Source organism: Nocardia sp. NPDC051030, assembly GCF_040683015.1.
In the GTDB taxonomy this organism is placed as follows: domain Bacteria; phylum Actinomycetota; class Actinomycetes; order Mycobacteriales; family Mycobacteriaceae; genus Nocardia.
In genome coordinates this window covers 797,995-823,895 of sequence record NZ_JBFBCD010000004.1, presented here as the reverse complement: position 1 = coordinate 823,895, position 25,901 = coordinate 797,995, and the positions used below count along the sequence as shown (strand labels likewise).

The following is a 25,901-nucleotide window of genomic DNA, read 5'->3' as shown; positions in this document are numbered from 1 at the left end:
GAAAGGGGCGGAACAGATGAGCACTGTCGCTGGATTCTGTGCCGACGAATTCGCTGAAGTCCGAACGGTTTTCACCGAGCAGGTGGAGTCGGGGGCCGAGCTGGGCGCGTCACTGTGTGTCACGGTGGACGGCGAAGCGGTGGTCGACCTGTGGGGCGGTTACGTCGATCGGGAGCAGACCACGCCCTGGGGCGCGGACACGCTGGTCAACACCTTCTCCATCACCAAGACCATGGCGGCGCTGAGTGCGCTGCTGCTGGTGGACCGCGGTGAGCTGGACGTGCATGAGAAGGTGGCGCACTACTGGCCGGAGTTCGCGGCCAATGGCAAGGCCGATATCGAAGTGCGGCACCTGCTTTCACACACTTCGGGTGTCTCGGGCTGGGATGCGCCGATCGAACTGCACGACATCTACGACCTGGAGGCCTCCACCGCGCGGCTGGCTTCGCAGCAGCCGTGGTGGGAGCCGGGCACGGCATCGGGCTATCACGCCATCAACTACGGACATCTGGTCGGCGAGGTGATTCGCCGGATCACCGGGCGCACGCTCGGGAAGTTCTTCGCCGAGGAGCTGGCCGAGCCGCTGGGTGCGGATTTCCATATCGGCACCGCTGCGGGGCTGCATGAGCGAATCGCCGACCTGGTGCCGCCGGAGATGCCGGAGTTCGATGTCTCGCTGCTGCCGCAGGACAGTGTCATGTACAAGACGCTGTTCCAGCCCATGCTGGAGTTCCCCGAATGCAATACGGCCGCGTGGCGGCAGGCGCAGATCGGTGCCGTGAACGGGCACGGCAATGCGCGTTCGATCGCCCGGGTGCAGTCGCTGATCAGCAATGGCGGCGTGCTGGGCGGGCGGAAGTTCCTGTCGGACAAGACGATCGACCTGATCTTCGAGCAGCAGTCCGACGGTGTGGATCTGGCGATCATGGTGCCGCTGCGTTTCGGCATCGGCTATGGGCTGCCGCAACCACAGACCGCACCGCAGGTGCCGGATGGCCGGGTGTGCTGGTGGGCGGGACTGGGCGGGGCGTTCGTGGTGAATGACCTGGACAATCGGGTCACCTTCGCCTATGCCATGAATCGGATGGCCCCCGGGCTGATCGGATCCGATCGGGCCGACGCGTATTTGAAGGCCACCTTCGCCGCGGTGCGGGGGTAGTCGTGATCCGCCGTAAAAGTTGTACGGATGCGCCAGAAATTTGCCTGTTTGCCCCCACCGGCCCGACCCGCTCGGGCAAGCTGCGAGGGCGAGGGATCCCTGACGATCGAGGACTTGATTCATGACGAAAGCCGTTGACCTCCAAGCACTGGCCGCGCAGATCTCCGGAAAGCTGGTCGGCCCGGGCGGGCCGTTCGAGATGACCGCGGAGCCGGTGCTGGGCGCACCGACGCCGGTGTTCCGCCATCGCGCCCGTTCCCTGGCGGAGCTGCTGGAGGCGTCCCGCGAACTGGGGGACCGGGAATACCTGGTGGGCGGCAATCAGCGCATCACCTTCGCCGAGCACTATCGGGCGGCGGGCGCGCTGGCGGCGGCCCTGCGCGATCAATACGGTGTCGGCAAGGGCGACCGGGTCGGCATTCTGGCGGCCAATTCGCCGGAATGGGTGCTGGGTTTCTGGGCGGCGCAGCGGCTGGGTGCCATTCCGGTCGGCTACAACGCCTGGTGGGCTCCGCGCGAGATCGCGTACGGGCTCGAGCACGCGCAGCCGAAGGTGGTGCTCGCCGACGATAAGCGGGCCGCGCGGCTGGCCGAGACCGGCTCGCAGGTTCCGGTGCTGAAAACGCACCGCGAACTCATGCGGCTGCTCGATGAGTACTCGGGTGAATACCCGGAAACCATTGTGGATGAGGATGATCCGGCGATCATGCTCTACACCAGCGGCACCACCGGACGGCCCAAGGGCGTCGTGCACACGCACCGCAATCTGGTGGCGGTGGCCAACTATCACCGTTTCACCGATGCGCTGTCGGCCGGATTCCGCGGTATTGCCTGGGACGGTTCGCCGTCCAGCCGCCGCTTTCTGGCCACCATGCCGATGTTCCACATCGCGAGCCTGCACAATCTGGTGATCCCGCGGCTCACCACCGGGGACGCCGTGGTGTTCCCGACGGGCGGCGCGTATGACACCGACTCGATTCTGCGGCTCGTCGAGACCGAGAAGGTCACCAACTGGGCGGCCGTGCCGACCTTGGCCAATCGCATGCTGCAACTGGACACTTCGCAGTACGACCTGTCCTCGCTGACGGCGTTCTCGCTGAACTCCGCACCGTCCTCCCCGGCCTTGCAGCAGCGTCTGCGGGAACGGTTCCCAGTGGCGTTGCAGGGCATGACCACGAGTTACGGGTGCACCGAGAGCGGTACCGCCGCCACCGTCGCGGCTCCGATGGAGCTGGCGGGGGATCCTGAGACGGTGGGCCGGGCGGTGCTCGGCGTCTCGGTCGAGATCCGGGATCCGGACGGTAAGGCCGTGCCCGAGGGGGTCGAAGGCGAGGTGTGCGTCCGCAGTCCCTACGTCATGCTCGGCTACTGGAACGACGAGGCGGCCACCAAGGCGTCCATCGACGCGGACCGATGGCTGCGCACGGGCGATTTCGGGACGCTGCGCGAGGGCAAGCTCTATATCTCCGGTCGGCGTTCGGATCTCATTCTGCGCGGCGGGGAGAACGTGTACCCGCAGGAGATCGAGAACGTCCTCGACGAGCATCCGGCCGTGCGGGAATCCGCCGTCCTGGGCGTGCCGCACGAGGATCTCGGACAGGAAGTCGCGGCCATTGTCGTTGTCGACGAACCGGATTCGCTGACCGAGGACGAACTGCGTGACCACGTGGCCCGGCAGCTGGCCTACTTCAAGGTCCCCGCGCGCTGGCTCATCACCGCGGATGCACTGCCGCGCAATGCGACCGGCAAGGTGATGCGCCGCGAACTCTCGATAGGCGAGTGAATCACCATGTACGACACCATCATCAAGGGTGGACGCTGGTTCGACGGCACGGGCGCGGAGTCGGCCATCCGCAATATCGGCATTCGTGACGGGCGGGTCGCCGTCGTCACCGCCGAGGCTATCGACGAAACCGGGTGCGGGCGGGTCATCGACGCCACCGGGCAGTGGGTAATGCCCGGCATGATCGATATCCACACGCATTACGACGTGGAGGTGCTGCTCGATCCGACGCTGTCGGAATCGCTGCGGCACGGCGTCACCACGCTGCTGCTCGGATCCTGCTCGCTCTCGACCGTGCATGTGGACGGGTCGGATGCGGGCGATCTGTTCGGTCGCGTGGAGGCCATTCCGCGTAAGCATGTGGTGGAGGCGGTCGACGGGCTCAAGACCTGGAACAGCGCGCACAGCTTCGTGCGCGCGCTGGAATCACTGCCGCTCGGGCCGAATATTGCCGCGTTCATCGGGCATTCGGATATTCGGGCGGCGCAGATGGGCCTGGAACGGTCCACCCGGCCGGATGTGCAGCCGACCGAATCCGAGCTGAAAGCCATGGAGCACAAGCTGAACGAGGCACTCGATGCCGGGTTCGTCGGCATGTCCTCCCAGCAGCTGCTGTTCGACAAGCTGGACGGGGAGGTGTGCCGGTCCCGCACGCTGCCCTCGACCTATGCGACGACCAAGGAGCGGCGACGGCTCAATCGCATTCTGCGCGAACGCAAGCGGGCCCTACAGGGTGGTCCCGATGTGGCCCGGCCGCAAAGCCTGGTCGCCATGGCGGTCAGCAGCCTCGGCATCTTCCGTCCGAATCTGAAGGTGAGTCTGCTGTCGGCTGCCGACATCAAGGCGATCCCCGGCGTGGTCAAGATCTTCCCGCTGATCGGCAAGATCCTGAACCGGCTCGGCGGCGACTTCCGATGGCAGCATCTCCCGGTCCCGTTCGAGGTGTACTCCGACGGCATCGACCTACCGGTATTCGAGGAATTCGGTTCCGGCGCAGCCGCTTTGCACCTGACCAATGAGCTGGGTGCGCGACGCGAACTGCTCGCCGACGAGAACTACCGGCGCTGGTTCCGCAAGGACTACGACAAGAAGTGGGGCCCGCGAGTCTGGCATCGAGACTTCTTCGATGCCGAAATCACCGAATGCCCCGACGCCAGCGTGATCGGCAAGACATTCGGTCAGGTCGGCGTGGATCGCGGCGGCGTACATCCCGTGGACGCATTCCTGGATCTGGTCGTCGAATACGGCAATAAGGTCCGCTGGCGCACCACCATCTCCAACCACCGCCCCGAGGTACTGGACCAACTGGCAGCGGATCCCAGTATGCAACTGGGCTTTTCGGATGCGGGCGCACACCTGCGCAATATGGCCTTCTACAACTTCGGCCTACGCCTACTGAAGCGAGTACACAAGGCCCAGCGCGCCGGTCGCCCGTTCATGACCATCGAGCATGCCGTGCACCGCCTCACCGGCGAACTGGCTGACTGGTACGACCTCGACAACGGCCACCTCCGCGTCGGGGATCGCGCGGACGTCCTGGTACTCGACCCGGAGCGCTTGGACGACAGCCTCGAGGCCTACGCCGAAAACCCGGTCCCCGAGTACAACAACCTCTCCCGCATGGTCAACCGCAATGACGCCACCGTCACCGCCGTACTCGTGAACGGCGAGTACGTCTTCGGCCTCGGCGAAAAGGCCCCCACCCTCGGCAAAGAGCGCACCGGCGAGTTCCTCCGCGCCGGCCGCCACGCCACGGAAGGAGCCGCCCGCTCATGAGCAGATTCACCGGAAAGACCGCCCTGGTAACCGGTGCCGCCTCCGGCATAGGCTCCGCCCTGGCCACCGGCCTGATCGCCGAGGGCGCCAACGTGATCGGCCTCGACATCGACGAAGCCGGATTGCAGAAAAAGGCAGCCGAACTCGGCGATTCCTTCGTCTCTGTGATTGCCGACGTGACAGTGGAGTCTCAGGTCGAAGCCGGAATAGCCACCGCCGCAGACCGTTTCGGCGGCCTGGACATCGCTTTCAACGTGGCAGGCGGCTCCCGCATCGGCGCAATCACCGACTTGACCGAAGCCGACTGGGATTTCACCGTAGACCTGGTCCAAAAGAGCGTCTTCCTCTGCACAAAGCACGAAGCCCGCCTCATGCGCGACACCGGCGGCGGCTCCATCGTCAACATCTCCTCCCTCGACGGCCGCATCCCCATGCCCGGTGGCAGCCCCTACGCCACCGGCAAAGCAGGCGTCGTCATGTTCACCAAAAACGCGGCCCTCGAATTGGCCCAACACCGAATCCGCGTGAACTCGGTCCTCCCAGGCCTAGTCGACACCCCGTTGGTAGCCGCAGTCATGGGGTACGAACCGGCGAAACAGATGTTCCTGGACCGCATCCCCCTAGGTGCGGCCGCCACCCCGGAACAAATCGTCGCCCCCTGCCTCTTCCTCGCCTCCGACGAAGCCTCCTACATCACGGGGATCGACATGGTGGTAGACGGCGGCTGGGAACTAACCAACTTCCCCAACCTGGCCAAACTGGCAGCTTCCTGAATCAGTCGATCGATCACTATGCATCGGTGTAGCCAAAACGCGAGAAGCGCCCTGCACCAATGCATGGTGGTTGTCGATTACTCAGGCTCGAGTTCCGTCCACGGAATGTCGATGGGGAACGGGAACTCGGTACGAATGGCCTCGGTGTCCTTCGGCGACCACTCGTCGATGAGGACGTAGTTGTTGGGGTACATCGGCCTTGCCCCATCGGGCAGCGGACCGCCTTCGGTCATGAGGCCGTAGGCTCGCACGGTTTCGATGCCATGTGCTGGATTCGGGCCGCGAGAAAGATCCACCTCCCAGTACCACGGGATCTGAGCCGAGGCATATCGAACCTTCTTTGCCTCGACAAGACCGCGGTTGCTGGGTGACAGCACCTCGCCGACGATCAGCACATCGTCGCCGCGGATGTCCTGATACCGGTCCGCGAGGCAGCGGCGCAACGCATTCCAAATGGTCTTGCTGTAGGTCTGATGCTCGGCTGGGCCCCGCCGCATCCACACCACCGGGCCGTTCCACGACTCGATCTCGCCCGCGATCTCCTCGGGTAGCTGATCGAGCTCCCCCCAAGTCATGAACTCGGGAAGGTTCGGAGGTTCAGCATTCGGCCTGGCCACGCCGCCATCGTAGCTGCGTAAGGCAGTCGACAGACGGAGTTCGCCGACCGCCGTCGATCACGTCGGCATGCCGTCCTCGTCGTAGAGGTCATCGGTGTTGAGCAATGCCTGTGCTTCGGGTGTGAGGTGAGAGTCGAGATCGGCGAGGAGGGTGTCGATCTCGTCCTTGATGTTCGGGCTCACTGTTACCTCCTGTTTGCTACCAGCCTAGGAGGGGGTAGCAAACAGGGTGGAGGAATCAGCGGGGTGGGAGGACGGGGGCGTCCCAGGCTCGGGAGTAGCGGCGTTTGTCGGGGGCCTTGTATTGCTTGCTGCGGTAGACGACGTAGGGGCGGACGAAGTAGCCGAGGGGGGCGGAGAACATGTGGACGAGGCGGGTGTAGGGCCAGATTCCTATGAGGGTCAGGACTATCAGGCCGTGGGCCTGGAAGGTCCAGGGGGTGCCGACCATGAGGGTGGGCTCGGGGTGGGCGGTGAAGAGGCTGCGGAACCAGGGGGAGACGGTTTCGCGGTAGTTGTAGGTGCCCCAGAGGAGGTTGCTGCCGACCGTGTTGAGCAAGCCGGTGATCAACGCGCCTGCGAGGAGGGTGTACATCAGCTTGTCGTTGCGGGTTGTCGCCTTGCGGACGGCGGTGACTGTGATTCGGCGGTAGAGGAGGATGCCGATGCCTGCGATGACGGCAACGCCCGCAACGGTTCCCGCGGAGACCGCTACCACGTGGTAGAGGTGCTCGGAGATGCCTACGGCGTTGGTCCAGGATTCGGGGATCAGGACGCCTAGGACGTGGCCGCCGATTACGCCGAGCATGCCGAAGTGGAAGAGGGGGGAGCCGAGGCGGAGGAGGCGGGATTCGTAGATTTGGGAGGAGCGGGTGGTCCAGCCGAATTGGTCGGTGCGGTAGCGCCAGATGTGGCCGAGGATGAAGGAGGTGAATGCCACGTAGGGGAGGGTCATCCAGAGGGTGGAGGTCATCTGCGGCCTTCCAATCCGGTGAACATCATCGGGTCCATGGAGAAGGGCTCGAGGCCTACTTCTTCTTCGGGTGGGCCTTGGGCGGCCAGTTCGGCTATGCGGCGGCGGTCGGCGGTGGTGACCGGGGGTAAGGTGGCGGTTACGGCGGTGAGGATTCCGGCGTACGGGGATGCGTTGTCGGACAGGGAGAGTCGCAACAGTTCCAACACCGGGACGTGTTCGCCGAGGAGGCGTTCGCCGCCGATTGGGTCTACGGTGGCGGCGAATTCCAGGAGGACCGCGAGGTGGTCGGGGAGTTCTGAGTCGTCGAGTTCTACGCCTGCCTGGCGGTAGGCGTGTTTGAAGCGGAGCAGGGCCATGCCGCGTTTGCGGGTGTCGCCGTAGGCGTAGAAGGTGAGGTGGAGGCTGGCTCGGCGGCGCATGTCGAAGGTTTCGACGTACTGCTGGGCCAGGACGATATCGCCGGTATTGCGCAGGTGGGTGAGGAAGTCCGCCAGGCCTGGGCGCACACCGTCGGGCAATTCGCTTATGGCGCTGTCGAGTTCGTCCAGCATGGCCAATAGCTGTTCGCCGGGGTAGTCGAGCAATAGGGCGGCGAGCCGCCAGACCAGTTGGCGATCCCGCTCGGACATGGCGACCGTGGGTTCGGGGCGACGGCGCAGTTTGAGCAGGCTCATCGGACTACTCCGGCCGCGATGCCGTCATCCACATCCGTGGCGCTACCGTTCGGGTCGGAACCGTTGTGGCCGTTGCTATCCGGTGCCGGTTCATGCCCGTTTGTTCCGTTTACGCCGGTGCCGTTCACGCCATTGCCTTCGGCCGTGGGGATCAGGCCCTTGGTGCTCTTGCCGTCCCAGTTCAGCAGGTTGATCCGGTTGGACTTCTGATCCGGTGCGGCCGCACCGTTGGTGTCGGTGAGGTGGAACTTGTCGGCCATGTAGTCGAAGGCGGTCATGCCGGGTCCGCCGTCATTGTCGAGGCTGCATCCGGTGGCGAGTGAATCCAGTTCGTGCGCACGGGTTGTCGCGGCGGGCGGGATCACGTAGCGGTGCTCGTATTTGGCGATGGCGAGCAGCCGGTACATGGCTTCGATTTCCTCGGGTTCGAGGCCGACCGCGTCGGGAATCGACATGTCCGGTTCCTGGCCGAGGTTGATCGAGCGCATGAACGAGCGCATCCCCGCGAGTCGTTGCAGCGCCGCGCGCACGGGTCCGAGTTCTCCGGCGGTGAACAGTTCGGCCAAGTACTCCAAGGGAATTCGCAGTGCGTCGATGGCTCCGAACAGGTTGGCGTGGTCTTCGCCATCGTGCCCGGTCTCGGTGAGCACATCGACCACCGGCGAGAGCGGCGGCACGTACCAAACCATCGGCATGGTGCGGTATTCCGGATGCAGCGGCAGTGCCAGCTGGTAGTCCACGATCAGCTTGTAGACCGGCGAATCCTGGGCGGCCTGAATCCATTCCGGGGAGATCCCGGCCTCCTCGGCGGCGGCTACCACGCGCGGATCGTGCGGATCGAGGAAGACCTCCAGCTGCGCCGGGTACAGGTCCTTGTCCTCCTCGACGGAGCAGGCTTCCAGGACTTTGTCGGCGTCGTAGAGCATGACGCCGATGTAGCGCAGCCGCCCGACGCAGGTCTCCGAGCACACGGTCGGAATGCCGACTTCCACACGCGGGTAGCAGAACGTACATTTCTCCGCCTTGCCCGTCTTGTGGTTGAAGTAGATCTTCTTGTACGGGCAGGCGGATACGCATTGTCGCCAGCCACGGCACTTGTCCTGATCGACCAGCACGATGCCGTCTTCGGAGCGCTTATAGATCGCACCGGAGGGGCAGGCGGCCGCACACGACGGGTTGAGGCAGTGTTCGCAGATGCGCGGCAGGTAGAACATGAAGGTCTCCTCGAATTCGAGTTTGACCTTCTCCGACAGCTTGCCCAGCAGCGGATCCTTGCCGACCTGCTCGGGCCCGGAGCCCAGCGAGTCGTCCCAGTTCGCGCCCCAGGTGATGTCGGTGTTCTCGCCGGTGATCAGCGATTTGGGCCGCGCCACCGGGGTGGTGTCCATTTTCGGCGCGGACAGCAGGTTCTCGTAGTCGTAAGACCACGGGTCGTAGTAGTCCGACACGGTGGGCAGGTCCGGGTTGGCGAACAGGTTGAGCATCCGCTTCATCCGCGACCCGGACTTCAGGGTCAGGCGCCCCTTCTTGTTGAGAGTCCACCCGCCCTTCCACTTCTCCTGGTCCTCGTACTGCCGCGGATATCCTTGTCCCGGACGGGTTTCCACATTGTTGAACCACACGTATTCGGTGCCCGCGCGGTTGGTCCAAGCCTGCTTACAGGTGACGCTGCACGTGTGGCAGCCGATGCACTTGTCCAGGTTCATGACCATGGCGAGCTGTGCCATGACGCGCATGTCAGTACTCCACTTCCTGCGAGCGCTTGCGGATCGTGGTGACCTCATCGCGCTGATTTCCGGTGGGGCCGTGGTAGTTCAGCGCGAACGACTGCTGCGCGTAACCGCCGATGAGATGCGACGGTTTGATCATGATTCGGGTCAGCGCATTGTGAATACCGCCGCGCTTGCCCTTACCCGCCACGGTGTCCGCGGCACCCTCGATGCGCGGCACGTTCACGGCGCGGTCCTGCGCGTGGTACATGAACACGGTGCCCTCGGGCATGCGATGCGACACGATGGCGCGGGCGACGACGATACCGTTGCGGTTGATCGCCTCGATCCAATCATTGTCGGCCACACCGATCTTGGCGGCATCGACCTCCGACATCCAGATGGCCTGACCGCCGCGCGAGAGCGTCAGCATATGCAGGTTGTCCTGGTAGGCGGAGTGGATCGACCACTTGGAGTGCGGCGTCAAATACCGCACGGTGACGCCGTTCTCGTTCACATTGCCGATGCCGGGCTCGCTGAAGAGCGCCGACATGTCCAGTGGCGGACGGTAGATCGGCAACTGCTCACCGAGTTCCACCATCCAGTCGTGATCGAGGTAGAAGTGCTGGCGTCCGGTCAGCGTGTGCCAGGGCTTGAGCCGCTCGGTATTGATGGTGAACGGTGAGTACCTGCGCCCGCCGGTCTCACTGCCCGACCATTCGGGGGAGGTGATCACGGGAACGGGCCGAGCTTGGGTGTCGGCGAAGGTTATTCGCTTGCCCTCATGCTCGGCGGCCAGGTCGGCCAGCTTGGTTCCGGTGCGCTTTTCGAGCGCGTGGAACCCTTCCACCGCGAGCCGCCCATTGGTGGTGCCGGACAGTGCCAGAATCGCCTCGGCCGCATGCGTGTCCTTGGCCAGCGACGGACGGCCTTGTGCGATACCGGAAACCACGGTTCCGTTCATGCCCTTGAGGTATTCGACTTCCTCGACCGGGAAGGTCGTGACGCCCTTGGTGGTGAGGCCGAGCGTCTCGACGAGCGGTCCGAGTGCGGCCATCTTCTCCGCCACATTCGGGTAATCGCGTTCGACCACAACCAGTTTCGGCATCGTCTTACCCGGAATGGGCTCGCATTCGCCCTTCTTCCAGTCGAGTACCCGCCCACCGGCCTGCGCCAGCGCATCGGCGGTGTCGTGCTGCAACGGCACCGCGACAATGTCCTTGCGCTTGCCGAGATGCTTCTCCGCCAGCCACGAGAACCCCTTGGCAATCCGGTGGAACGCACTGAAGTCGGTGCGCGCCTCCCACGGCGGGGAGATCGCCGGGGTGAAGGCATGCACGAACGGGTGCATATCGGTCGACGACAGGTCGTGCTTCTCGTACCAAGTGGCGGCGGGGAACACGATGTCGGAGAACAGCGTGGTGCTGGTCATCCGGAAGTCCAGGGAGAGCAGCAGATCCAGCTTGCCGGTGGCGGGCTGGTCGCGCCATTCCAGTTCCTGCGGGCGGATTCCGGTGGCGTCGCTGGTTTGCAGATTGGAGTCCGCGCCGAGCAGATGCCGGTGGAAGTACTCATTGCCCTTGCCCGAGGAACCGAGCAGGTTGGCGCGCCAGACGGTGAGCACGCGCGGGAAGTTCTCCGGTGCGTCCGGATCCTCGCAGGCGAACCTCAAGTCACCGGATTTCAGCCCGTCGACAACGTATTCGGCCGCGGTCTTACCGGCCGCCTCCGCCTCGTCCGCGAGATCCAGGGGATTGCGGTTGAGCGTCGGGTAGGACGGCATCCACCCCAATCGTGAAGCGAGCGCGATATTGTCGGCGGCCGTGCGACCGGCGAAGGTGCCCTCGCCCAGCGGCGACGCGAACGATTCCGACGTGAACGGGTCATACCGCCACTGGTCGTTGGTGAGATACCAGAACACGGTGCCCTGCATCTGGCGCGGCGACCGCTGCCAGTCCGAGGCGAAAGCCAGTGTGGACCAACCGGTTACGGGACGGCACTTCTCCTGCCCCACGTAATGCGCCCAGCCGCCGCCATTCACGCCCTGGCACCCGGTGAGCAGAGTGAGCGTGAAGAACGACCGGTAGATCTGGTCGGAGTGGAACCAATGGTTGGTGCCCGCGCCCATGAGAATCATGGACCGACCCTTGGATTGTTCCGCATTGGCGGCGAATTCGCGTCCGATGCGCTCGGCCTGTTTGGCGGGGACGCCGGTGATCGATTCCTGCCAGGCGGGCGTGTAGGGCTCGCTCGGGTCGTCGTACCCCGTCGGCCAGCTGCCGGGTAGGCCGGAGCGCGCCACACCGTACTGCGCGAGCAGGAGATCGAACACCGTCGTCACCAGTTTCCCGGCCACGACGGTGGTCGGCACGCCGCGGGTGAGGACATCCGCGGCAGGCCCGTCGAAACGCGGGAACTGTACGGCCGCAGCATCATCGGTGCGGCCGTGCAGGGTGATCAGGGGATCGACATCCCCCAGGTCCAGGTTCCAGCGGCCCTTGCCCGCTTCGGTGAAGCGGTGTCCCAGCGAGCCATTGGGTACGGCCGGTTGCCCGTCCGCGTCCAGCAGAACCGTCTGGAATTCGACGCCTTCGCCCGCATGCCCGAGATCCGCGGCGGTGAGGAACTTCCCGGGCACGGCCACGCCGTCCTTCTCGTCGAGGGTGACGAGGTACGGCAGATCGGTGTAGCGCTTGATGTAGTCGGTGAAGTACGGGGTGGTGCGGTCGACGAAGAATTCCTTCAGCACCACGTGGCCCATGGCCATGGCGAGGGCGGCATCGGTGCCGGGGCGCGCGGGCACCCATTCATCGGCGAACTTGGTGTTGTCGGCGTAGTCGGGGGAGACCACCACGACCTTCTGGCCGCGGTAGCGAGCCTCGGTCATGTAGTGCGCGTCCGGGGTTCGCGTCACCGGGACATTGGAGCCCCACATGATGAGATAACCCGCGTCGAACCAGTCCGCGGATTCGGGCACGTCGGTCTGGTCGCCGAACACCTGCGGGGAGGCCACGGGCAGGTCGGCATACCAGTCGTAGAACGACAGCATCGACCCGCCGATGAGCGAAATGAAGCGCGCGCCGACGGCATGGGAAACCATCGACATGGCGGGAATCGGGGAGAACCCCGCCACGCGGTCCGGACCGTACTGCTTGATGGTGTAAACGTGTGCGGCGGAGGCGATTTCGGCGGCCTCCCACCATTCGGCCCGGACGAACCCGCCCTTACCGCGCTCCGACTTGTAGGCCTTGGCCCGCTCCGGATCCTCGACAATGGATTCCCATGCCAGCACCGGATCCTTGAGCGTCTTCTTGGCCTCGCGGTACATCTCCAGCAGCGTGCCGCGCACGTACGGATACCTGATCCGCGCAGGTGAATACGTGTACCAGGAGAAGGATGCGCCACGCGGGCAGCCGCGCGGCTCGTACTCGGGCTTGTCCGCGCCGACCGAGGGGTAGTCGGTCTGCTGCGACTCCCAGGTGATCACGCCGTCCTTGACGTAGATCTTCCACGAGCACGATCCCGTGCAGTTCACACCATGCGTGGACCGCACCACCTTGTCGTGCGCCCATCGATCCCGGTAGAAGTCGTCCGCGTCGCGCCCGCCTACCTGGTGCAGGGTGCGCAGATCTTCGGACACTTCACCGCGGTTGAAATATTTTCCCAGCCGAAGCAGTGCATCGGCGGACGATTGTCCGGTCCGCGTGTTTGCCATAACGCCCCCTTCGAGCTGAAAAACCGGGCTGCTGGCTCGACTGTAAAGACGTCGTTCCTGGCATCAAAACGGTTATCGCACAGTGCGCTCGACGGCATTGTGAGTTGTGAGAACGCCGCAACATCCCGGTCACTGTGGGATTGCGGCGCCACCCCACCCCATTTCCCTCGACCTGGGCGTATGCCTCCGACCGCTCGAATTAGGCTCGGTAACAGCCGCTTCCGGCGGGTGCCGGTGATGCTTTGGAAACGGTCGGTTCTTCGACGGTTTACATTTGTTAACACGTTTCGGAAGGGCGGCTGTACGCGATTTTCCGCCAACCGGGCAAACTCGCCACGCTTCTCATCACCCGCCGATTTCCCCGCCCGACCCAGTTAGCTGACAGATCGCGGCCATATATCCCGCACCTTGTCGGTCTGCCCGAATATCGTGCTGTCATGCACCGATTCGACGGCACCATCCACCCCGCGAACGGCGGCGGCGCGTATATCCCCATTCCCCCTGCCATCCTCGATGCCCTGGGCGGCGGCGGCCGAATCCCCGTCCAAGCCACCTTCGACGGCATCCCCTACACCGGCTCCATCGCCAATATGGGTGAAGGCCCCTGCCTGGGCATGCTCAAATCCATCCGCGAGACCCTGGGCAAACAGCCCGGCGACAAGGTGATCGTCACCGTGGAGCGCGACACCGCCGAACGCACCGTCGAGATCCCCGAAGACCTGGCCGAGGCCTTGTCCTCCGCCAACCTCCGCCCGGCCTTCGACGCACTCAGCTACTCGAACCGCCGCGAACACGCCAATGCGGTTGCGGATGCCAAGCGCCCCGAGACCCGAGCCCGCCGCATAGCGAAGGTCCTCGAGTCTCTGGGCGGGTGATCCCTTCGCGTGACTCGGGGCCTGGGTAGAGCGGGAAAAGAATGCGGGGTGACTCGGGGCTTGGGTAGAGCGGAAAAAGAAGTAGCGTGGTTGCGTCGCCTGCCGTACCCGGCTTGAGCTCCCCCATCGGGTGCCGTCGGCCGCCTATTCCGGCCTGGCTGGAAGGTTGTGGTCCCGTTCCGGGACCAAACCCCAAAGAGCAAAACCCAAAAGCGCCCGGACAAGAAGAGACGAACCTCGAGAACAAGACTCGAGACGCTCCGGCCGTGGATGCCCTCCCCCTGGCTCGCTGCGCTTCGCGTCTCGGGGCCTCGCTGCGCATCGCCTGCCCCTGCCTCGCTGCGCTTCGCGACACACCCCTCGCTTCGCCTCGACACGCCGCCCGCTCCCACCTCTGAGGCCACTTCACCCCCGTTTCCTGCACGTCACCCACGGAACAACAGGGGTGGAACGAGGGTGAGGTGCACGAAATCTGGGTGGAGTCACCGGGATTCGGCGTGTCGTCCCCTGCGTATGCGTGTCACCACGTGTCTTCGGCGAAGGGGCGAGCAGCGAGTGCGCCGAGCCGCAGGTGGTGGGTGAGGGAGCTGTGGTGGTGGAATTTGTCCGAATTCCCCACCACCACAGCTCCCTCACTGCCCTCACCGGCGTGTCGCCCCCGCGCCCCGCGCGCGCCGGATCCCGTTTTCATCGAAAGGGCTTCCATGGTGGCGACACGCCGTGAAACTCCGCCATGGAAGCCCTTTGATCGTCTGTCCAGCAATGGAATCGGGCGAATCGGCTGCGGAAAGCCTTGCCGGGCAGGGTAATCGAACGAATCGGCCCCACCCACCCACCGACCCGGCCTGCCTCACCCCGCCCACCCAGCCACCCCACCCCAGCCCAGCCACCCGCCCGGCCTTGCCCTCAGTCGGCCCACCCGCCCGGCCTGCCTCACCCAGCTCAGCCGCCCCTGCCCACCCAGCCCAGTCGGCCCTGCCCACCCAGCCACCCCTGCCCAGTCGGCTCCGCCAGCTCAGCCACCCGCCCACCCAGCCCAGTCGCCCCCGCCAGCCCAGCCCCCCACCCCAGGGGTCGGTCGCCCACCCACCCGGCCATGCCTCACCCAGCCCAGCCACTCAGCCAACCCATCCACCCAGCAGTCGGTCGCCCACCCGCCCGGACTTGCCCCCAATCGGCCCGGCCACCCCGCCCAGCCCGGCCAGCCCGGCCCGGCCCGGCCGGCCTAGCCACCCAGCCCGGCCCGCCCAGCAGTCGGTCGCCCACCCGCCCGAACTTGCCCCCAATCGGCCCGGCCACCCCGCCCAGCCCGGCCCGGCCAGCCACCCAGCGTGTCGTCGAGGGGACATGAGCCGGAGTTTGCCTGGATTGTCATGCCTCATGTCCCCTGAATGCGTCCCACCTTGGGGGTGCGCCATATCGGGTTGGGCGAAGCGAAGCGAGCCGGACCAGGTTCTTGTCCTTCTTGTCCAGGCGCTTTTAGTCTTTAGTCTCTTGTCCTTGTCCCTACTCCGCGATGAGCTCGGCCTCCGAGTCCAGGGCCTGCTGGATGTCTTCCGACACCCCGACCACACCCGGCCGGTAAGTGACCGACCGGAGGTTCCCGGTGTACCGGAACACTCCATACCGCTCCCGCAGATCCCAAGCGACCGGCCCGCGGGCGTCCAGTCCGACGGAGATGCCGGTCCACGGTGACATGCCGATCAGCTGCACCTGATCCGCGAGGTGCGCGGCGCGGACACCATCGATGCCGAAGGTGAAGTCCCAGCGGAGGTGGGGGCGGACTATGGCGGAGACGGTGAGATGCTTGCTGCCGGAGGGGATTTCACCGGCGTCGACCGTGGTGTAGCGGCCGTAGGCGTTGTAACCGAAGACGAGTCGGTTGTTCTCGACGTACAGCAGGTAGCCGCCGAGCGGATCGCCGTGTGCGACGAGTACGCCCTGATCGCCCGGGCGGTAACCGTCCAGTTCCACGGCAATCGTGAAGTCGCGGTAGGCGATCAACCGCTGGGAGCGGTACCGCTCCAGCGTCGGAGTGCCCGGGAGAATGCGCACCTTTTCGCCGAAGCGAGCTTCTTCGGGCCGACGCTTGGCCAGATCCTGGCGGGTGATCAGCGGGAAAACGGTGTTGTGCCAGGCGGCTTCGTCCCAGGCCGCCGAAAGTTCGGCGACCTTCTCGGGGAACTGGTCGGAGAGGTCGTGGAGTTCGGTGGGGTCGGTGCGGACGTCGAAGAGTTGCCAGAGCGGGTTGTCGATGCCCCGGGCGGGGTCGTGCAGGGCGAGGAGTTTCCAGCCGTCGCGGTAGAAGCCTCGGTGGCCGGTCATTTCCGAGTATTGCTCGACGTGCTGGGAGACCGCGGTCGGGTCGCGGAGGACATCCACGGCGGATATCCCGTCGAAATCTTTGGCGGGCAACCCGTTGCGTACGGTCGGGCGGTCCAGTCCTGCGAGCTCGAGGAGGGTCGGGGCCAGATCGGTGATGTACACGTATTCCTGGCGGACGCCGGTCTCGGTCGCAGTGGAGGGAAGACCCTTCGGCCAGGACAGGACGAAGGGGACTCGGACGCCACCAGCGAAGGTCTGGCCCTTGTAGAAGCGGAAGGGGGTGTTCGAGGCTTGGCCCCAGCCGCGGGGGTAGTGGACGCCCAGTTTGGCGGTGCCGATCAGTTCGTCGTCGTGGGGGACGTCGCGTTCCCAGTCCGGGTCGTCGACCTGCGCGAACTGGGCGAAGTAGGTGCGGGTGCCCTCGGGGCCGCCCTCGGCGGTGCCGCCATTGTCGGAGGTGAAGACGATGATGGTGTTCTCGAATTCGCCGAATTCCTCGAGGGTTTCGACGACCCGGCCGAGGCTCTGGTCGATGCTGTCGACCATGCCCGCGTACACCTCCATGTAGCGCTCGAACCGCGACTGCTGTTCGGGCGTCAGCGAATCCCATTCCTGCGCTTCATAACCCGGTTCGGTATTGCGCGGCTTCTGCTGGGTGCCTTCGGGGAACAGCCCTTGCGCGAGCTGTGCGGCGAAACGGCTCTGCCGCAGGCGATCCCAGCCCTCCTTGTACCGGCCGCGGTACTTGGCCTGGTCCTCCGGCTTGGCCTGCAATGGCCCGTGCATGGCGGTGTGGGCGAAGTAGAGGAAGAACGGCTTGTCCGCGTCGTGGGCGCGCAGTTCCTTCAGATAGCCGATGGCGCGGTCGGTGTAGTCGTCGGTGAGGTAGTAGTCCTCGGGGTACTCCTCCACATTCACCGGGGAGTTGTCGGAGATCAGCTGGTTCGGGTGGTAGAAGGAATTCAGACCTTCCAAAGAGCCGTAGTAGCGGTCGAATCCGCGCTGGGTGGGCCAGGAATCCCGTTGGGCGGCGGGGTGCAGCGTGGCGTCGCGCACCAGATGCCATTTGCCAACGGCGTAGGTGGCGTATCCATTGGCGCGCAGGATTTCCGGCAGGGTCAGTACATCGTCGGCCAGTTCCAGGCGCAGTCCGGGATAGCCGGGATCGGCATTGGCGACGAAGCCGAATCCCGCGCGATGCGAGTTGATTCCGGTCAGCAGTGCCGCCCGTGACGGCGAGCACAGGGGAGTGGTGTGAAAGTTGGTGAGGCGCAACCCGTTCGCGGCCAGTCGATCGAGGGTGGGAGTGTCGATCTCCGAGCCGAAGGGCCCGATATCGCTGAAGCCCATATCGTCGACCAGGACAACGATGATGTTCGGTGCGCCCGCGGGGGCGGCCGGGGGATAGGTCCACTCCGGGGTGGAGTCGGCGGTGGTGCGGCCGATCTCGCCGGAGAAGTTCTCATAGCCGCGGGCATGGGAGGGGACAGGCATCCTCTCAGCAAAGTTCGGTATCGGGGCTGCTCGCCAGGGTTTCACGCACGCTGCGCGCAACCGCTGATCGAGCGTCGAGCGACTGTTAGCGTCGCCGCATGCACATCAGCCGACCCTGCACGCCCTGCGCCGGAATGCTCCGGACCGCGCGGGCGCAGCGCTGTCGCCGCTGTCTCTGAGCACAGCCGTGCCGGATGCGCAGGCCCGCGCGTCCACCATTTCTCAAGTCCCCCGGTGCTTTCACGCACCCGCCGCCCCTTCGCGGCACGTATCTCGAGGATTTCCAGATGAATTCGTCCCCCGGTGGACTCGATCGCCGTCGTTTTCTGCGTGGTTCCGCGGTCGCGGCCCTCGCCATCTTCGGCGGCGGCGCGCTGGCCGCCTGCACCTCGGCGGTCAATCAGGCCAAGGGCGGCGGTGACGACAATGCGCAGCCGGTGCGCGGCGGCACCCTGAAGTACGGCGTGGGCCTGGACCTCATCCCGGCGAATATCCTCACCAATACCGGAACCACTCCGTGGGTGGTCGGCCTGGTCTTCGAGTCACTGGTCCGCTACCCGCACGACAAGCTGGAGCCGCAGCCGCTGCTGGCCAAGAGCTGGACGCTCGCGCCGGACGGCAAGTCCATTGCCCTGGAACTGCGCGATGACGTGAAGTTCCACAGCGGCCGGGCCTTCACCTCCAAGGATGTCGAGTTCGCGCTGCGCACCTACGCCGACCCGAAGTGGTCCGCGCAGTTGAAGAGCACCGCCGCGGCGATCACCGCCTTCGACACGACCGATCCGCACAAGATCGTGCTCACCCTGTCCCAGCCTTTGAGCAATCTCTTCGACCTGCTCGACACGGTGCCCATCCTGGATAGCGAGTCCATCGACCAGCTGGCCACCGGCGACAAGCTCGTCGGTACCGGGCCGTTCCGATTCGTCTCACGGATTCCCAACTCGCAGTTGGTGTTCGAGAAGAACCCGAACTACTGGATCCCGGACCGCCCGTACCTGGACCGGGTCGAGTTCACGGTGATCACCGACAATCAGGCGCAACTCAATGCGCTCAAGACCGGCCAGATCCATCTCGCGGACGCCATCACGTACCGCGACAATGAAAACCTCGGCAAGACAGCCGGATTCAAGACAATCCCCTACGAGGGAGCCGAGCTCCAGACGTACGTCGGTGCGAACGTGCAGGATCCGGCGCTCTCCGATGTGCGGCTGCGCCAGGCCATCGCCTACGCGATCGACCGGGAACGCATTGTCGCCGAGGTATTCCGGGGCGCGGGCTACCCCGTGAGCCTGCCCTGGCCCAAGGGTTCGCCCGCCTTCGACACCACCCGCAATGCCCGGTACTCGCGAGATCTGGCCAAGGCCAAGCAGCTGCTGTCCCAGCTGCCCAAACCGCCGAAGCTGCCGCTGACCTACAGCACCGCCTACAACGCCTTCGAGGCGACCGCGCAGATCGTGCAGGCCAATCTGGCGGAGATCGGCATCGAGGTCGAATTGCAGCCGGTGGAGAACGGCACCTTCGTCAAACAGCTGATCGGCGCGCAGTTCCCGGGCCTGTGGCTCACCGATCACTCGTGGGCGCAGCTGGTGCCCTCGACCCTTGCGGTGAGCGCCTACCCGTTCAATGCACGCAAGAACTCCTCGCACTACGAGTCGCCCGCCTATGTGGCCGCCTCCGACGCGGCCTGGAAGCTGCCGCAGGGCACCGGGCCGGAGGCGGTGCAGGCGTACGGGGCACTCAGTGATCAACTGCTGGAAGGGCTGTTCCTCATCGAGATCGGCGTCCGGTATCAGCAGGGCGCGGCCACCACCAAGCTGCACGGCTTCAACTGGACCAAACGCCGCGAGACCCTGTTCACCGAGGCCTTCCTGGCATGATCAACTATCTGCTGCGCCGGGTGCCGTCGGCGGTGGCGGTGTTGTTCGCCGCTTCCGTGTTCATCTTCCTGCTCCTGCGGCTGGTCCCTGGCGATCCGGCCACCATCCTGGCGGGGAATGACGCCAGCCCGGAGGCGATCGCGGCCATCCGGCATCAGCTCGGACTGGACCGCTCCATCGCGGCCCAATATCTGAGCTGGCTGCACGGCGTGTTCACCGGGGATCTGGGCCGGTCCTACATTATCGGCGGGCAGATCTCCGATCTGGTCGGGCGCGGGCTCACCAATACGCTGGTCCTCGCCGCGTCCTCGCTGTTCCTCGCGGTGACAGTGAGTCTGGCGGTGAGCATTTCGTCCGTGCTGTGGGACCGGCGCTGGCTCAATGCCCTGGTGGCCGCAGCCAATACGGTGGCGGTCGCGGTGCCGGTATTCGTGACCGGCGTGCTGCTGGTGCTGGTGTTCGCCATCGCGATTCCGGTTCTGCCCGCGGGTGGTATTCCGCCGGACGGGTTCCTCGCACGACCCGATATCACCGTGCAATACCTGCTGCTGCCGTCGATCTGCCTGGCATTGCCGGTGACCGCCGCACTCACCCGGTTCCTCACCGAGTCGCTGCGCACCGAACTGCGTAAGCCGTATGTGCTGACGGCGCGGGCGCTGGGCGTCTCGCACCGGCAGATCGTCACGCGGGGCGCTCTGCGCAATGCATTGCCCACCGCGCTGACCGCGCTCGGCATTCAGACCGGCACGCTATTGGGCGGAGCCGTGCTGGTGGAAGCCGCGTTCGCCTGGCCGGGCATCGGGCAGCTCATCGAACAGGGCATCAACCGCCGCGACTACCCGGTGGTGCAGGCGCTGCTGCTGTTCTCGGTGGCGGTGTTCGTGGCCATTCAGCTGACCACCGACGTCGTGCACGCCTACCTCGATCCGCGCATTCGCATCGGAGGCCGCGCATGACCGACCTGACTGTGGCAACCGATACCGCTGTGACATCCGAGACCGACGCGGCATTAGAGACCGGCGCGGAAACCAGTGCACGCCAGCCGGATTCGGCACGGCCGCTGTTCCATGCCCTGCGTAGGGGGCAGGGTTTGGCAGGGGTCGTGCTGGTCGCGGTCATCGCGCTGGCGGGACTGGCCGCCGGTGTGCTCACGAAATACGGTCCGCTGGAGCAGATTCAGGGAGCCAATCTACTCGGCCCGAGCGGTGAGCATTGGCTCGGCACCGACAAGCTCAATCGCGATCTGTTCTCGCGAGTGCTGCACGGTATCCGCATCAACCTGTTGATCGGTTTCGTCGCGGTACCGCTCGGCGCGCTGATCGGTTCGCTGGCCGGTCTCCTGGCCAGCGTGAACGCCATTGCCGATGTGATCACTCAGCGCCTGTTCGACCTGATCCTGGCCTTCCCGGCGCTGATCTTCGCCATCGCCTTGTCCGCCGTCACCGGTCCGGGCGCGCACGCGGTGATCATCGTTATCGTGGCCGCCGAGATCCCCATTTTCGGCAGGCAGATCCGCACCGCGATTCTCGCCGTGCGTGAGCAGGCGTTCGTGGAGGCCGCCGAGGTGATCGGCGCAGGCACTTGGTGGACGCTGCGAAAGCATGTGCTGCCCAATGTGATCGAACCCCTCACGGTGCAGTTGGCGCTGTCCATGTCCCTGGCCGTATTCATCGAGGGGGCCATGAGCTTCATCGGTATCGGGGTGCGGCCGCCGGATCCGTCGCTGGGCTCGATCATCTCCGAGTCCACCGCCAATCTGGACGCCAATCCGGCGTTCGCGGTCGGGCCACTGCTGGTGGTGTCCGGCCTGACCCTCGGATTCCTTTTGATCGCCCAGGCATTGGGCCGCGCCCGGAGGATCGGATGAGCGACAACGCTGACTCCAGTCGAAATACCGAACCGCTGCTGGATATTCGTAATCTGGCGGTGCGATTCGGTGACCGCGTCGTGGTGGAGGGCGTCGATGTCCACGTCGGACGCGGCGAAACCGTGGCGCTGGTGGGCGAATCCGGCTCCGGCAAGTCGCTGACCGCCCGCGCCGTACTCGGCCTGCTCCCCGACGGTGCCACCGCCTCCGGCTCGATTCGACTGGGCGACACCGAGATCGTCGGTACCGCGGATGCCGACCTGCGCCCGCTGCGCGGCACCCGCGCCGCCATGGTGTTCCAGGAACCGCAGACGGCGCTCAATCCGGTGCAGAAGATCGGCACCCAGATCACCCAGGCGCTGCGCGCGCACAATCCGATCGGTAAGGCCGAAGCCCGCAGCCGCGCCATCGAACTCCTCACCCGGGTCGATATTCCGGAGCCGGACAAGCGCGTCGACTGGTATCCGCATCAGCTCAGCGGCGGGCAGAAACAACGCGTGGTCATCGCCCTCGCCCTGTCCGGCGAACCGGATCTGCTGATCGCCGACGAGCCCACCACCGCCCTGGATGTCACCGTGCAGGCCGAGATCCTCGACCTGCTGCGGGACCTGCAGCGCCGCAATGACACCGCGATCCTCTTCATCACCCACAACCTCGGCGTGGTTGCCGAGATTGCCGATCGTGTCGTGGTCATGAATGCGGGGCAGGTCGTCGAAACCCGTCCCGTGCATGAGCTTTTCGCCGATCCCCGGGAGGCCTATACCCGCGTCCTCCTCTCGGCCGTTCCCACCCTGCCCGGCACCACCGCCGCGCCCCACCTGGAAACCGCCGTCGCGGAATCGCTCCCGCCCGCGGACCCAGCCGAGCCGGTTCTCCGCATCAGCGAGCTGAGCGTCGTCTACCGCAGCCGCCGCAAGAACTTCCAAGCGCTGAACCGCGTATCCCTGACGGTCGCCCCCCGCGAGGTCATCGGCCTGGTCGGTGAGTCCGGTTCCGGTAAGAGCACACTCGGCCGCACCGCCCTCGGCCTGATCCCCGCCACGACGGGCGAAGTGGTGTTGCAGGGCGTGCCGCTCACCGGCCTTTCCCATCGTGAATTGCGCGGCCTGCGCAAGCATGTCGCCCTGGTGCATCAGGACGCCACCGCCTCCCTGGATCCGCGCCGCACGCTCGCGGATTCCATCGGCGAGCCCCTGCTCGTACACCGCGTGGCCGCCGGGTCCCTGCTCCGCGCCAAGGTGGGTGATCTGCTCGAATCCGTGCGGCTCCCACGCGACTACGCGACCCGCCGCCCCGGCGAACTCTCCGGCGGGCAGCGGCAGCGCGTCGCGCTGGCCCGGGCTCTCGCCCTGGCTCCGCGGCTGCTGGTGGCCGATGAGCCGACCAGCGCGCTCGATGTGTCGGTGCAGGCGCAGGTGTTGGATCTGTTCACCGATCTGCGTGAGGAGTACGGGTTCGCCTGCCTGTTCATCAGTCACGATCTGGCCGTGGTGAATCAGATCGCCGACCGGGTCGTGGTGCTGCGGCAGGGCGTCGTGGTCGAAACCGGGCCGGTGAACGAGGTTTTCCGCAGTCCGCGCGAGGAGTACACCCGCCGTTTGCTGGATGCCGTTCCCAATCCCGATCCGGGGCAGGCGCGTGCGGGCCGGGACGCATCGGATTCGGTGCCGTTGGCGCTCGGTGCGTAACGACTTCTCATAGCCGGAGGATGTCAGATTGGATGGTCGCGAAATGCATCACATTCAAACCAGTCGGTTTGCCAGACAGGCTTCGTGACGCGTCATAAGATCGGCCCTGTAGCAACGATTTCGGCAGTGGATTTCGCCGACGCCAGGTGTGACTGATCGCTCACTGATACCGATAGGAGTATCCGGTGATACAGATAGGGAAAGTCGCGCAGAACAGTTCATCCGAATGCCTGTGGAAGAGTCCACCGCGAACGAGAACTCGGCCTTGACCGAGTTCTAGGGGGTCCGGGGATATCTGACGAAGGAGACGGCGGTGGTCGCACATGCTGCATGCGGACGAGATTCTCGAGGACTCGAGGCCCCCACTTTCGGAAATCTACTGCGCCGCCTGCGCGATGATCGTGGTGTTTCCCGCGAACGCCTGGCATTCAATGCCGGGGTGAGCGCCAGCTACATAACGCATTTGGAGAAGGGCGACCGTGGCAATCCCACCCGCGAGGTGGTCGAGGCGCTCACCCGCTACCTGGACCGCCTGGACACCCTGACCGTCGCCGACCGCCGGCAGCTCTCCGACCTGGCGGGTCTGCCCGAAGGCGACTTCCCGACCGTGGACGAGCTGCGCGCCGCCATCACCCCGGAGATGCGCCAGGTGCTCGACATGCACCGCCCCAACCTGGCCGCGCTCATGGACCTGCGCTCGAATGTGCTTGCCTGCAACGACAGTTGGGAGGACGCCTTCCCCGGCGTGCTCGAGGACGGCAATATGCTCCGCTGGATTTTCGGCAATGAGCTGGCGACCCGCGTCATGGTGAATTGGGAATCGGATATGCGCCAGGTCGTCCGATGGATGCGCGGGCTGATCGGCCGTTCCGGCAATGTCGCGGGATTTGCCGATTTGATCAGTGAACTCGGCCAATTCCCGAATTTCCGCCAGGCCTGGTCCGAGGGCGGCGTGGAGTTCGCCCCGCACGTCTGGACGCTGCATCTACGCAATCCCGTGACGGGCCTGCGCCGCAAGATCTACGCCCAGACCGGCCGCATGGATGGTGCGGCATATCCGGGCCATGTGCTCGCGATTCTCGGCCTCCCGGCCTGACTTCGGCGGGCGCTGTATGTTTACTGGCCGGGATTATCCTGGTGGGGAGTGGATCGTCTCCGGTAGGGCGCTAATGGGCATGATGAAAACCCCTGCACCGCAAGGGTTTTTCTGCGTGCTCCTGATTTGACAGCCCCGAAAGGCTGGCCATAGCCTGTTGCTGGGAGTGTACCGGTCGACCGCCCAGCTGTCTTGTGAGCGCCGTCTCGGTAAAGAAGGAAGCGAGTCGTCTCCAATGTCTGAAGCGGGCTCAAGTCACACAAGCGGGGCGGCGACCACGCATGTCGGCGACACCATCCCGCTGCACCCGCTGCTGCTCCCGGCGGAACCCGCTGCCGCGGCCGAGCTGCTCGGGCGCGAGGTCGAGCGGGCCTACCGGGGTGGGCTCGCCCTCGCCCCGATCACAAATCCCGCACATGCGCACTATCTTCCGGCGTACGTACCCGATACCGCGGCGGTGGTGCTGTCCACCTCGGGATCCAGCGGCATCCCGAAGCGAACGCTGCTGCCCCGCGCCGCGCTGCGGGCCTCGGGCCGGGCCACCTCGGAACGCCTCGGCGGCGACGGTGATTGGCTGCTGTGCCTGCCCGCCGGATTCGTGGCGGGCTTCCAGGTGATCTCCCGCGCCGTCCTCGGCGGGACCCGGGTCACGACCCTCGGCAGCGGTCACTTCGACCCGGCCGAATTCAGTGCGGCCGCACGCCGAATGCGCCCGGGCCGCCGCTACACCTCGCTCGTCCCCACCCAGATCAAGAGACTGCTCGCCGATCCCGAAGCCACCGCCGCGCTGGCCGAATTCGACCGGGTCCTGATCGGCGGGGCGGCCCTGGACGCCGAGACCGCGGCACGCCTGCACGCGGTCACCGACGGCGTGCTGACCTACGGCATGACCGAGACCTGCGGTGGATGCGTCTATGACGGGCGACCGCTCGATGGCGTCCAGGTGCGCATCGTGGACGGCATCATCCATATCGGCGGCGAGGTGGTGGCGGGCGGCTACCTGGAATCCTCCGACACGGAATCCGGTGGCTTCTATACCGAATCCGGTCGGCGCTGGTACCGGACCGCCGACCGGGGTCACCTGGACGGCGACCGCCTGATCCCCACCGGCCGGGTCGACGACCTCATCAATACCGGCGGGGTGAAAGTCTCCGCCGCCGCCGTCGAACGGGTGCTCGCCGCCTCGGATCTGGTCGATACCGCTGTGGTCATGGGCATACCGGATCCCGAATGGGGTGAACTCGTCGGCGCGTACCTCGTTGTGCGCGAGGGGATCTCGACATCCGATATCGAGCTGCTCCGGGACCTGATCCGGGACCGGTTGGGTCGCGCGTCCGTCCCCAAGCGGATTGTCGTGCGCACCGACCTTCCGCTGCTGCCGAATTCGAAGATCGATCGCCGCACGATTCGTGAACGTCTGATCCTGGCCGCCGACGGCCCTGCCGGAAGGGATTGAAAGCCGGTGGGGAACAGCGGGTTCACGGAGTCGGCGGGGGT

19 protein-coding genes are annotated in these 25,901 nt (G+C 65.6%); 11 read left to right on the top strand and 8 right to left on the bottom strand.

Annotated elements, in window-relative coordinates:
* Nucleotides 1-16: 16 nt before the first annotated feature.
* The 4 genes from AB0N05_RS17380 to AB0N05_RS17365 all read left to right on the top strand — a co-directional run bounded on the left by AB0N05_RS17380 (nucleotide 17) and on the right by AB0N05_RS17365 (nucleotide 5,491).
* Nucleotides 17-1,159, top strand: coding sequence for a serine hydrolase domain-containing protein (locus AB0N05_RS17380; protein WP_364694381.1), 1,143 nt, complete (start codon nucleotides 17-19; stop codon nucleotides 1,157-1,159).
* 121 nt (nucleotides 1,160-1,280) lie between these two features.
* The gene (locus AB0N05_RS17375) at nucleotides 1,281-2,942 is read left to right on the top strand and encodes a class I adenylate-forming enzyme family protein (protein ID WP_364694379.1); all 1,662 of its coding nucleotides are present in this window, start codon (nucleotides 1,281-1,283) and stop codon (nucleotides 2,940-2,942) included.
* 6 nt (nucleotides 2,943-2,948) lie between these two features.
* Nucleotides 2,949-4,718: an amidohydrolase family protein gene (locus tag AB0N05_RS17370; protein ID WP_364694376.1), complete on the top strand. Its 1,770-nt coding sequence runs from the start codon at nucleotides 2,949-2,951 to the stop codon at nucleotides 4,716-4,718.
* Nucleotides 4,715-5,491 carry an SDR family NAD(P)-dependent oxidoreductase gene (locus AB0N05_RS17365; protein WP_364694373.1) on the top strand — a complete coding sequence of 259 codons (777 nt, stop codon included), beginning with the start codon at nucleotides 4,715-4,717 and terminating at the stop codon, nucleotides 5,489-5,491. Before AB0N05_RS17370 ends, AB0N05_RS17365 begins: the two co-directional genes overlap by 4 nt.
* A 77-nt stretch (nucleotides 5,492-5,568) precedes the next feature.
* Here AB0N05_RS17365 and AB0N05_RS17360 read toward each other — a convergent pair whose 3' ends face one another.
* The 6 genes from AB0N05_RS17360 to AB0N05_RS17335 all read right to left on the bottom strand — a co-directional run bounded on the left by AB0N05_RS17360 (nucleotide 5,569) and on the right by AB0N05_RS17335 (nucleotide 13,182).
* Complete coding sequence (locus tag AB0N05_RS17360; RefSeq protein ID WP_364694371.1) at nucleotides 5,569-6,066, bottom strand: Uma2 family endonuclease; 498 nt, start codon at nucleotides 6,064-6,066, stop codon at nucleotides 5,569-5,571.
* 99 nt (nucleotides 6,067-6,165) lie between these two features.
* Complete coding sequence (locus AB0N05_RS17355) at nucleotides 6,166-6,291, bottom strand: hypothetical protein (protein WP_364694368.1); 126 nt, start codon at nucleotides 6,289-6,291, stop codon at nucleotides 6,166-6,168.
* Nucleotides 6,292-6,346: 55 nt separating this feature from the next.
* Nucleotides 6,347-7,081, bottom strand: coding sequence for a respiratory nitrate reductase subunit gamma (gene narI, locus AB0N05_RS17350; protein ID WP_364694365.1), 735 nt, complete (start codon nucleotides 7,079-7,081; stop codon nucleotides 6,347-6,349).
* Entirely contained in the window at nucleotides 7,078-7,758 is a 681-nt protein-coding gene (gene narJ / locus AB0N05_RS17345; RefSeq protein ID WP_364694362.1) for a nitrate reductase molybdenum cofactor assembly chaperone, read from the bottom strand. The genes narI and narJ overlap by 4 nt, the downstream gene beginning before the upstream one ends.
* A complete protein-coding gene (narH, locus tag AB0N05_RS17340) occupies nucleotides 7,755-9,485 on the bottom strand; it encodes a nitrate reductase subunit beta (RefSeq protein ID WP_364694646.1) in 1,731 nt (576 codons plus the stop codon). Before narH ends, narJ begins: the two co-directional genes overlap by 4 nt.
* 10 nt (nucleotides 9,486-9,495) lie before the next feature.
* Nucleotides 9,496-13,182, bottom strand: coding sequence for a nitrate reductase subunit alpha (locus AB0N05_RS17335; protein WP_364694359.1), 3,687 nt, complete (start codon nucleotides 13,180-13,182; stop codon nucleotides 9,496-9,498).
* A 437-nt stretch (nucleotides 13,183-13,619) separates the two neighbouring features.
* On the opposite strand from AB0N05_RS17335, the gene AB0N05_RS17330 reads away from it, so the two are divergent.
* Nucleotides 13,620-14,057: a YdeI/OmpD-associated family protein gene (locus AB0N05_RS17330; protein WP_364694356.1), complete on the top strand. Its 438-nt coding sequence runs from the start codon at nucleotides 13,620-13,622 to the stop codon at nucleotides 14,055-14,057.
* Nucleotides 14,058-14,577: 520 nt separating this feature from the next.
* Here AB0N05_RS17330 and AB0N05_RS17325 read toward each other — a convergent pair.
* Together AB0N05_RS17325 and AB0N05_RS17320 are read right to left on the bottom strand one after the other, a co-directional pair.
* On the bottom strand, nucleotides 14,578-14,748 hold the full coding sequence (locus AB0N05_RS17325; protein ID WP_364694353.1) for a hypothetical protein: 171 nt from the start codon (nucleotides 14,746-14,748) through the stop codon (nucleotides 14,578-14,580).
* Nucleotides 14,749-15,563: 815 nt separating this feature from the next.
* Entirely contained in the window at nucleotides 15,564-17,876 is a 2,313-nt protein-coding gene (locus tag AB0N05_RS17320; RefSeq protein ID WP_364694351.1) for an arylsulfatase, read from the bottom strand.
* A gap of 287 nt (nucleotides 17,877-18,163) precedes the next feature.
* Between AB0N05_RS17320 and AB0N05_RS17315 the strand changes: the two genes are divergently transcribed.
* The 6 genes from AB0N05_RS17315 (at nucleotide 18,164) to AB0N05_RS17290 (ending at nucleotide 25,860) form a co-directional block, all read left to right on the top strand.
* On the top strand, nucleotides 18,164-19,753 hold the full coding sequence (locus AB0N05_RS17315; RefSeq protein ID WP_364694348.1) for an ABC transporter substrate-binding protein: 1,590 nt from the start codon (nucleotides 18,164-18,166) through the stop codon (nucleotides 19,751-19,753).
* Nucleotides 19,750-20,709: an ABC transporter permease gene (locus AB0N05_RS17310; RefSeq protein ID WP_364694345.1), complete on the top strand. Its 960-nt coding sequence runs from the start codon at nucleotides 19,750-19,752 to the stop codon at nucleotides 20,707-20,709. The genes AB0N05_RS17315 and AB0N05_RS17310 overlap by 4 nt, the downstream gene beginning before the upstream one ends.
* The gene (locus AB0N05_RS17305) at nucleotides 20,706-21,620 is read left to right on the top strand and encodes an ABC transporter permease (RefSeq protein ID WP_364694342.1); all 915 of its coding nucleotides are present in this window, start codon (nucleotides 20,706-20,708) and stop codon (nucleotides 21,618-21,620) included. Before AB0N05_RS17310 ends, AB0N05_RS17305 begins: the two co-directional genes overlap by 4 nt.
* The gene (locus AB0N05_RS17300) at nucleotides 21,617-23,308 is read left to right on the top strand and encodes an ABC transporter ATP-binding protein (RefSeq protein WP_364694339.1); all 1,692 of its coding nucleotides are present in this window, start codon (nucleotides 21,617-21,619) and stop codon (nucleotides 23,306-23,308) included. The genes AB0N05_RS17305 and AB0N05_RS17300 overlap by 4 nt, the downstream gene beginning before the upstream one ends.
* Before the next feature lie 313 nt (nucleotides 23,309-23,621).
* A complete protein-coding gene (locus tag AB0N05_RS17295; RefSeq protein ID WP_364694336.1) occupies nucleotides 23,622-24,404 on the top strand; it encodes a helix-turn-helix transcriptional regulator in 783 nt (260 codons plus the stop codon).
* Between the two features lie 235 nt (nucleotides 24,405-24,639).
* The gene (locus AB0N05_RS17290) at nucleotides 24,640-25,860 is read left to right on the top strand and encodes an AMP-binding protein (RefSeq protein WP_364694333.1); all 1,221 of its coding nucleotides are present in this window, start codon (nucleotides 24,640-24,642) and stop codon (nucleotides 25,858-25,860) included.
* Nucleotides 25,861-25,901: the final 41 nt, after the last annotated feature.

What these genes read in the sequence shown, in the direction of transcription:
- AB0N05_RS17380 (WP_364694381.1), top strand. Translation starts at nt 17, where the DNA reads ATGAGCACTGTCGCTGGATTCTGTGCCGACGAATTCGCTGAAGTCCGA.
- AB0N05_RS17370 (WP_364694376.1), top strand. Translation starts at nt 2,949, where the DNA reads ATGTACGACACCATCATCAAGGGTGGACGCTGGTTCGACGGCACGGGC.
- AB0N05_RS17290 (WP_364694333.1), top strand. Translation starts at nt 24,640, where the DNA reads ATGTCTGAAGCGGGCTCAAGTCACACAAGCGGGGCGGCGACCACGCAT.
- AB0N05_RS17335 (WP_364694359.1), bottom strand. Translation starts at nt 13,182, where the DNA reads ATGGCAAACACGCGGACCGGACAATCGTCCGCCGATGCACTGCTTCGG.
- AB0N05_RS17315 (WP_364694348.1), top strand. Translation starts at nt 18,164, where the DNA reads ATGAATTCGTCCCCCGGTGGACTCGATCGCCGTCGTTTTCTGCGTGGT.
- AB0N05_RS17305 (WP_364694342.1), top strand. Translation starts at nt 20,706, where the DNA reads ATGACCGACCTGACTGTGGCAACCGATACCGCTGTGACATCCGAGACC.
- AB0N05_RS17325 (WP_364694353.1), bottom strand. Translation starts at nt 14,748, where the DNA reads ATGAAAACGGGATCCGGCGCGCGCGGGGCGCGGGGGCGACACGCCGGT.
- AB0N05_RS17360 (WP_364694371.1), bottom strand. Translation starts at nt 6,066, where the DNA reads ATGACTTGGGGGGAGCTCGATCAGCTACCCGAGGAGATCGCGGGCGAG.
- AB0N05_RS17365 (WP_364694373.1), top strand. Translation starts at nt 4,715, where the DNA reads ATGAGCAGATTCACCGGAAAGACCGCCCTGGTAACCGGTGCCGCCTCC.
- AB0N05_RS17300 (WP_364694339.1), top strand. Translation starts at nt 21,617, where the DNA reads ATGAGCGACAACGCTGACTCCAGTCGAAATACCGAACCGCTGCTGGAT.
- AB0N05_RS17320 (WP_364694351.1), bottom strand. Translation starts at nt 17,876, where the DNA reads ATGCCTGTCCCCTCCCATGCCCGCGGCTATGAGAACTTCTCCGGCGAG.
- narH (WP_364694646.1), bottom strand. Translation starts at nt 9,485, where the DNA reads ATGGCACAGCTCGCCATGGTCATGAACCTGGACAAGTGCATCGGCTGC.
- narJ (WP_364694362.1), bottom strand. Translation starts at nt 7,758, where the DNA reads ATGAGCCTGCTCAAACTGCGCCGTCGCCCCGAACCCACGGTCGCCATG.
- AB0N05_RS17375 (WP_364694379.1), top strand. Translation starts at nt 1,281, where the DNA reads ATGACGAAAGCCGTTGACCTCCAAGCACTGGCCGCGCAGATCTCCGGA.
- AB0N05_RS17330 (WP_364694356.1), top strand. Translation starts at nt 13,620, where the DNA reads ATGCACCGATTCGACGGCACCATCCACCCCGCGAACGGCGGCGGCGCG.
- narI (WP_364694365.1), bottom strand. Translation starts at nt 7,081, where the DNA reads ATGACCTCCACCCTCTGGATGACCCTCCCCTACGTGGCATTCACCTCC.
- AB0N05_RS17310 (WP_364694345.1), top strand. Translation starts at nt 19,750, where the DNA reads ATGATCAACTATCTGCTGCGCCGGGTGCCGTCGGCGGTGGCGGTGTTG.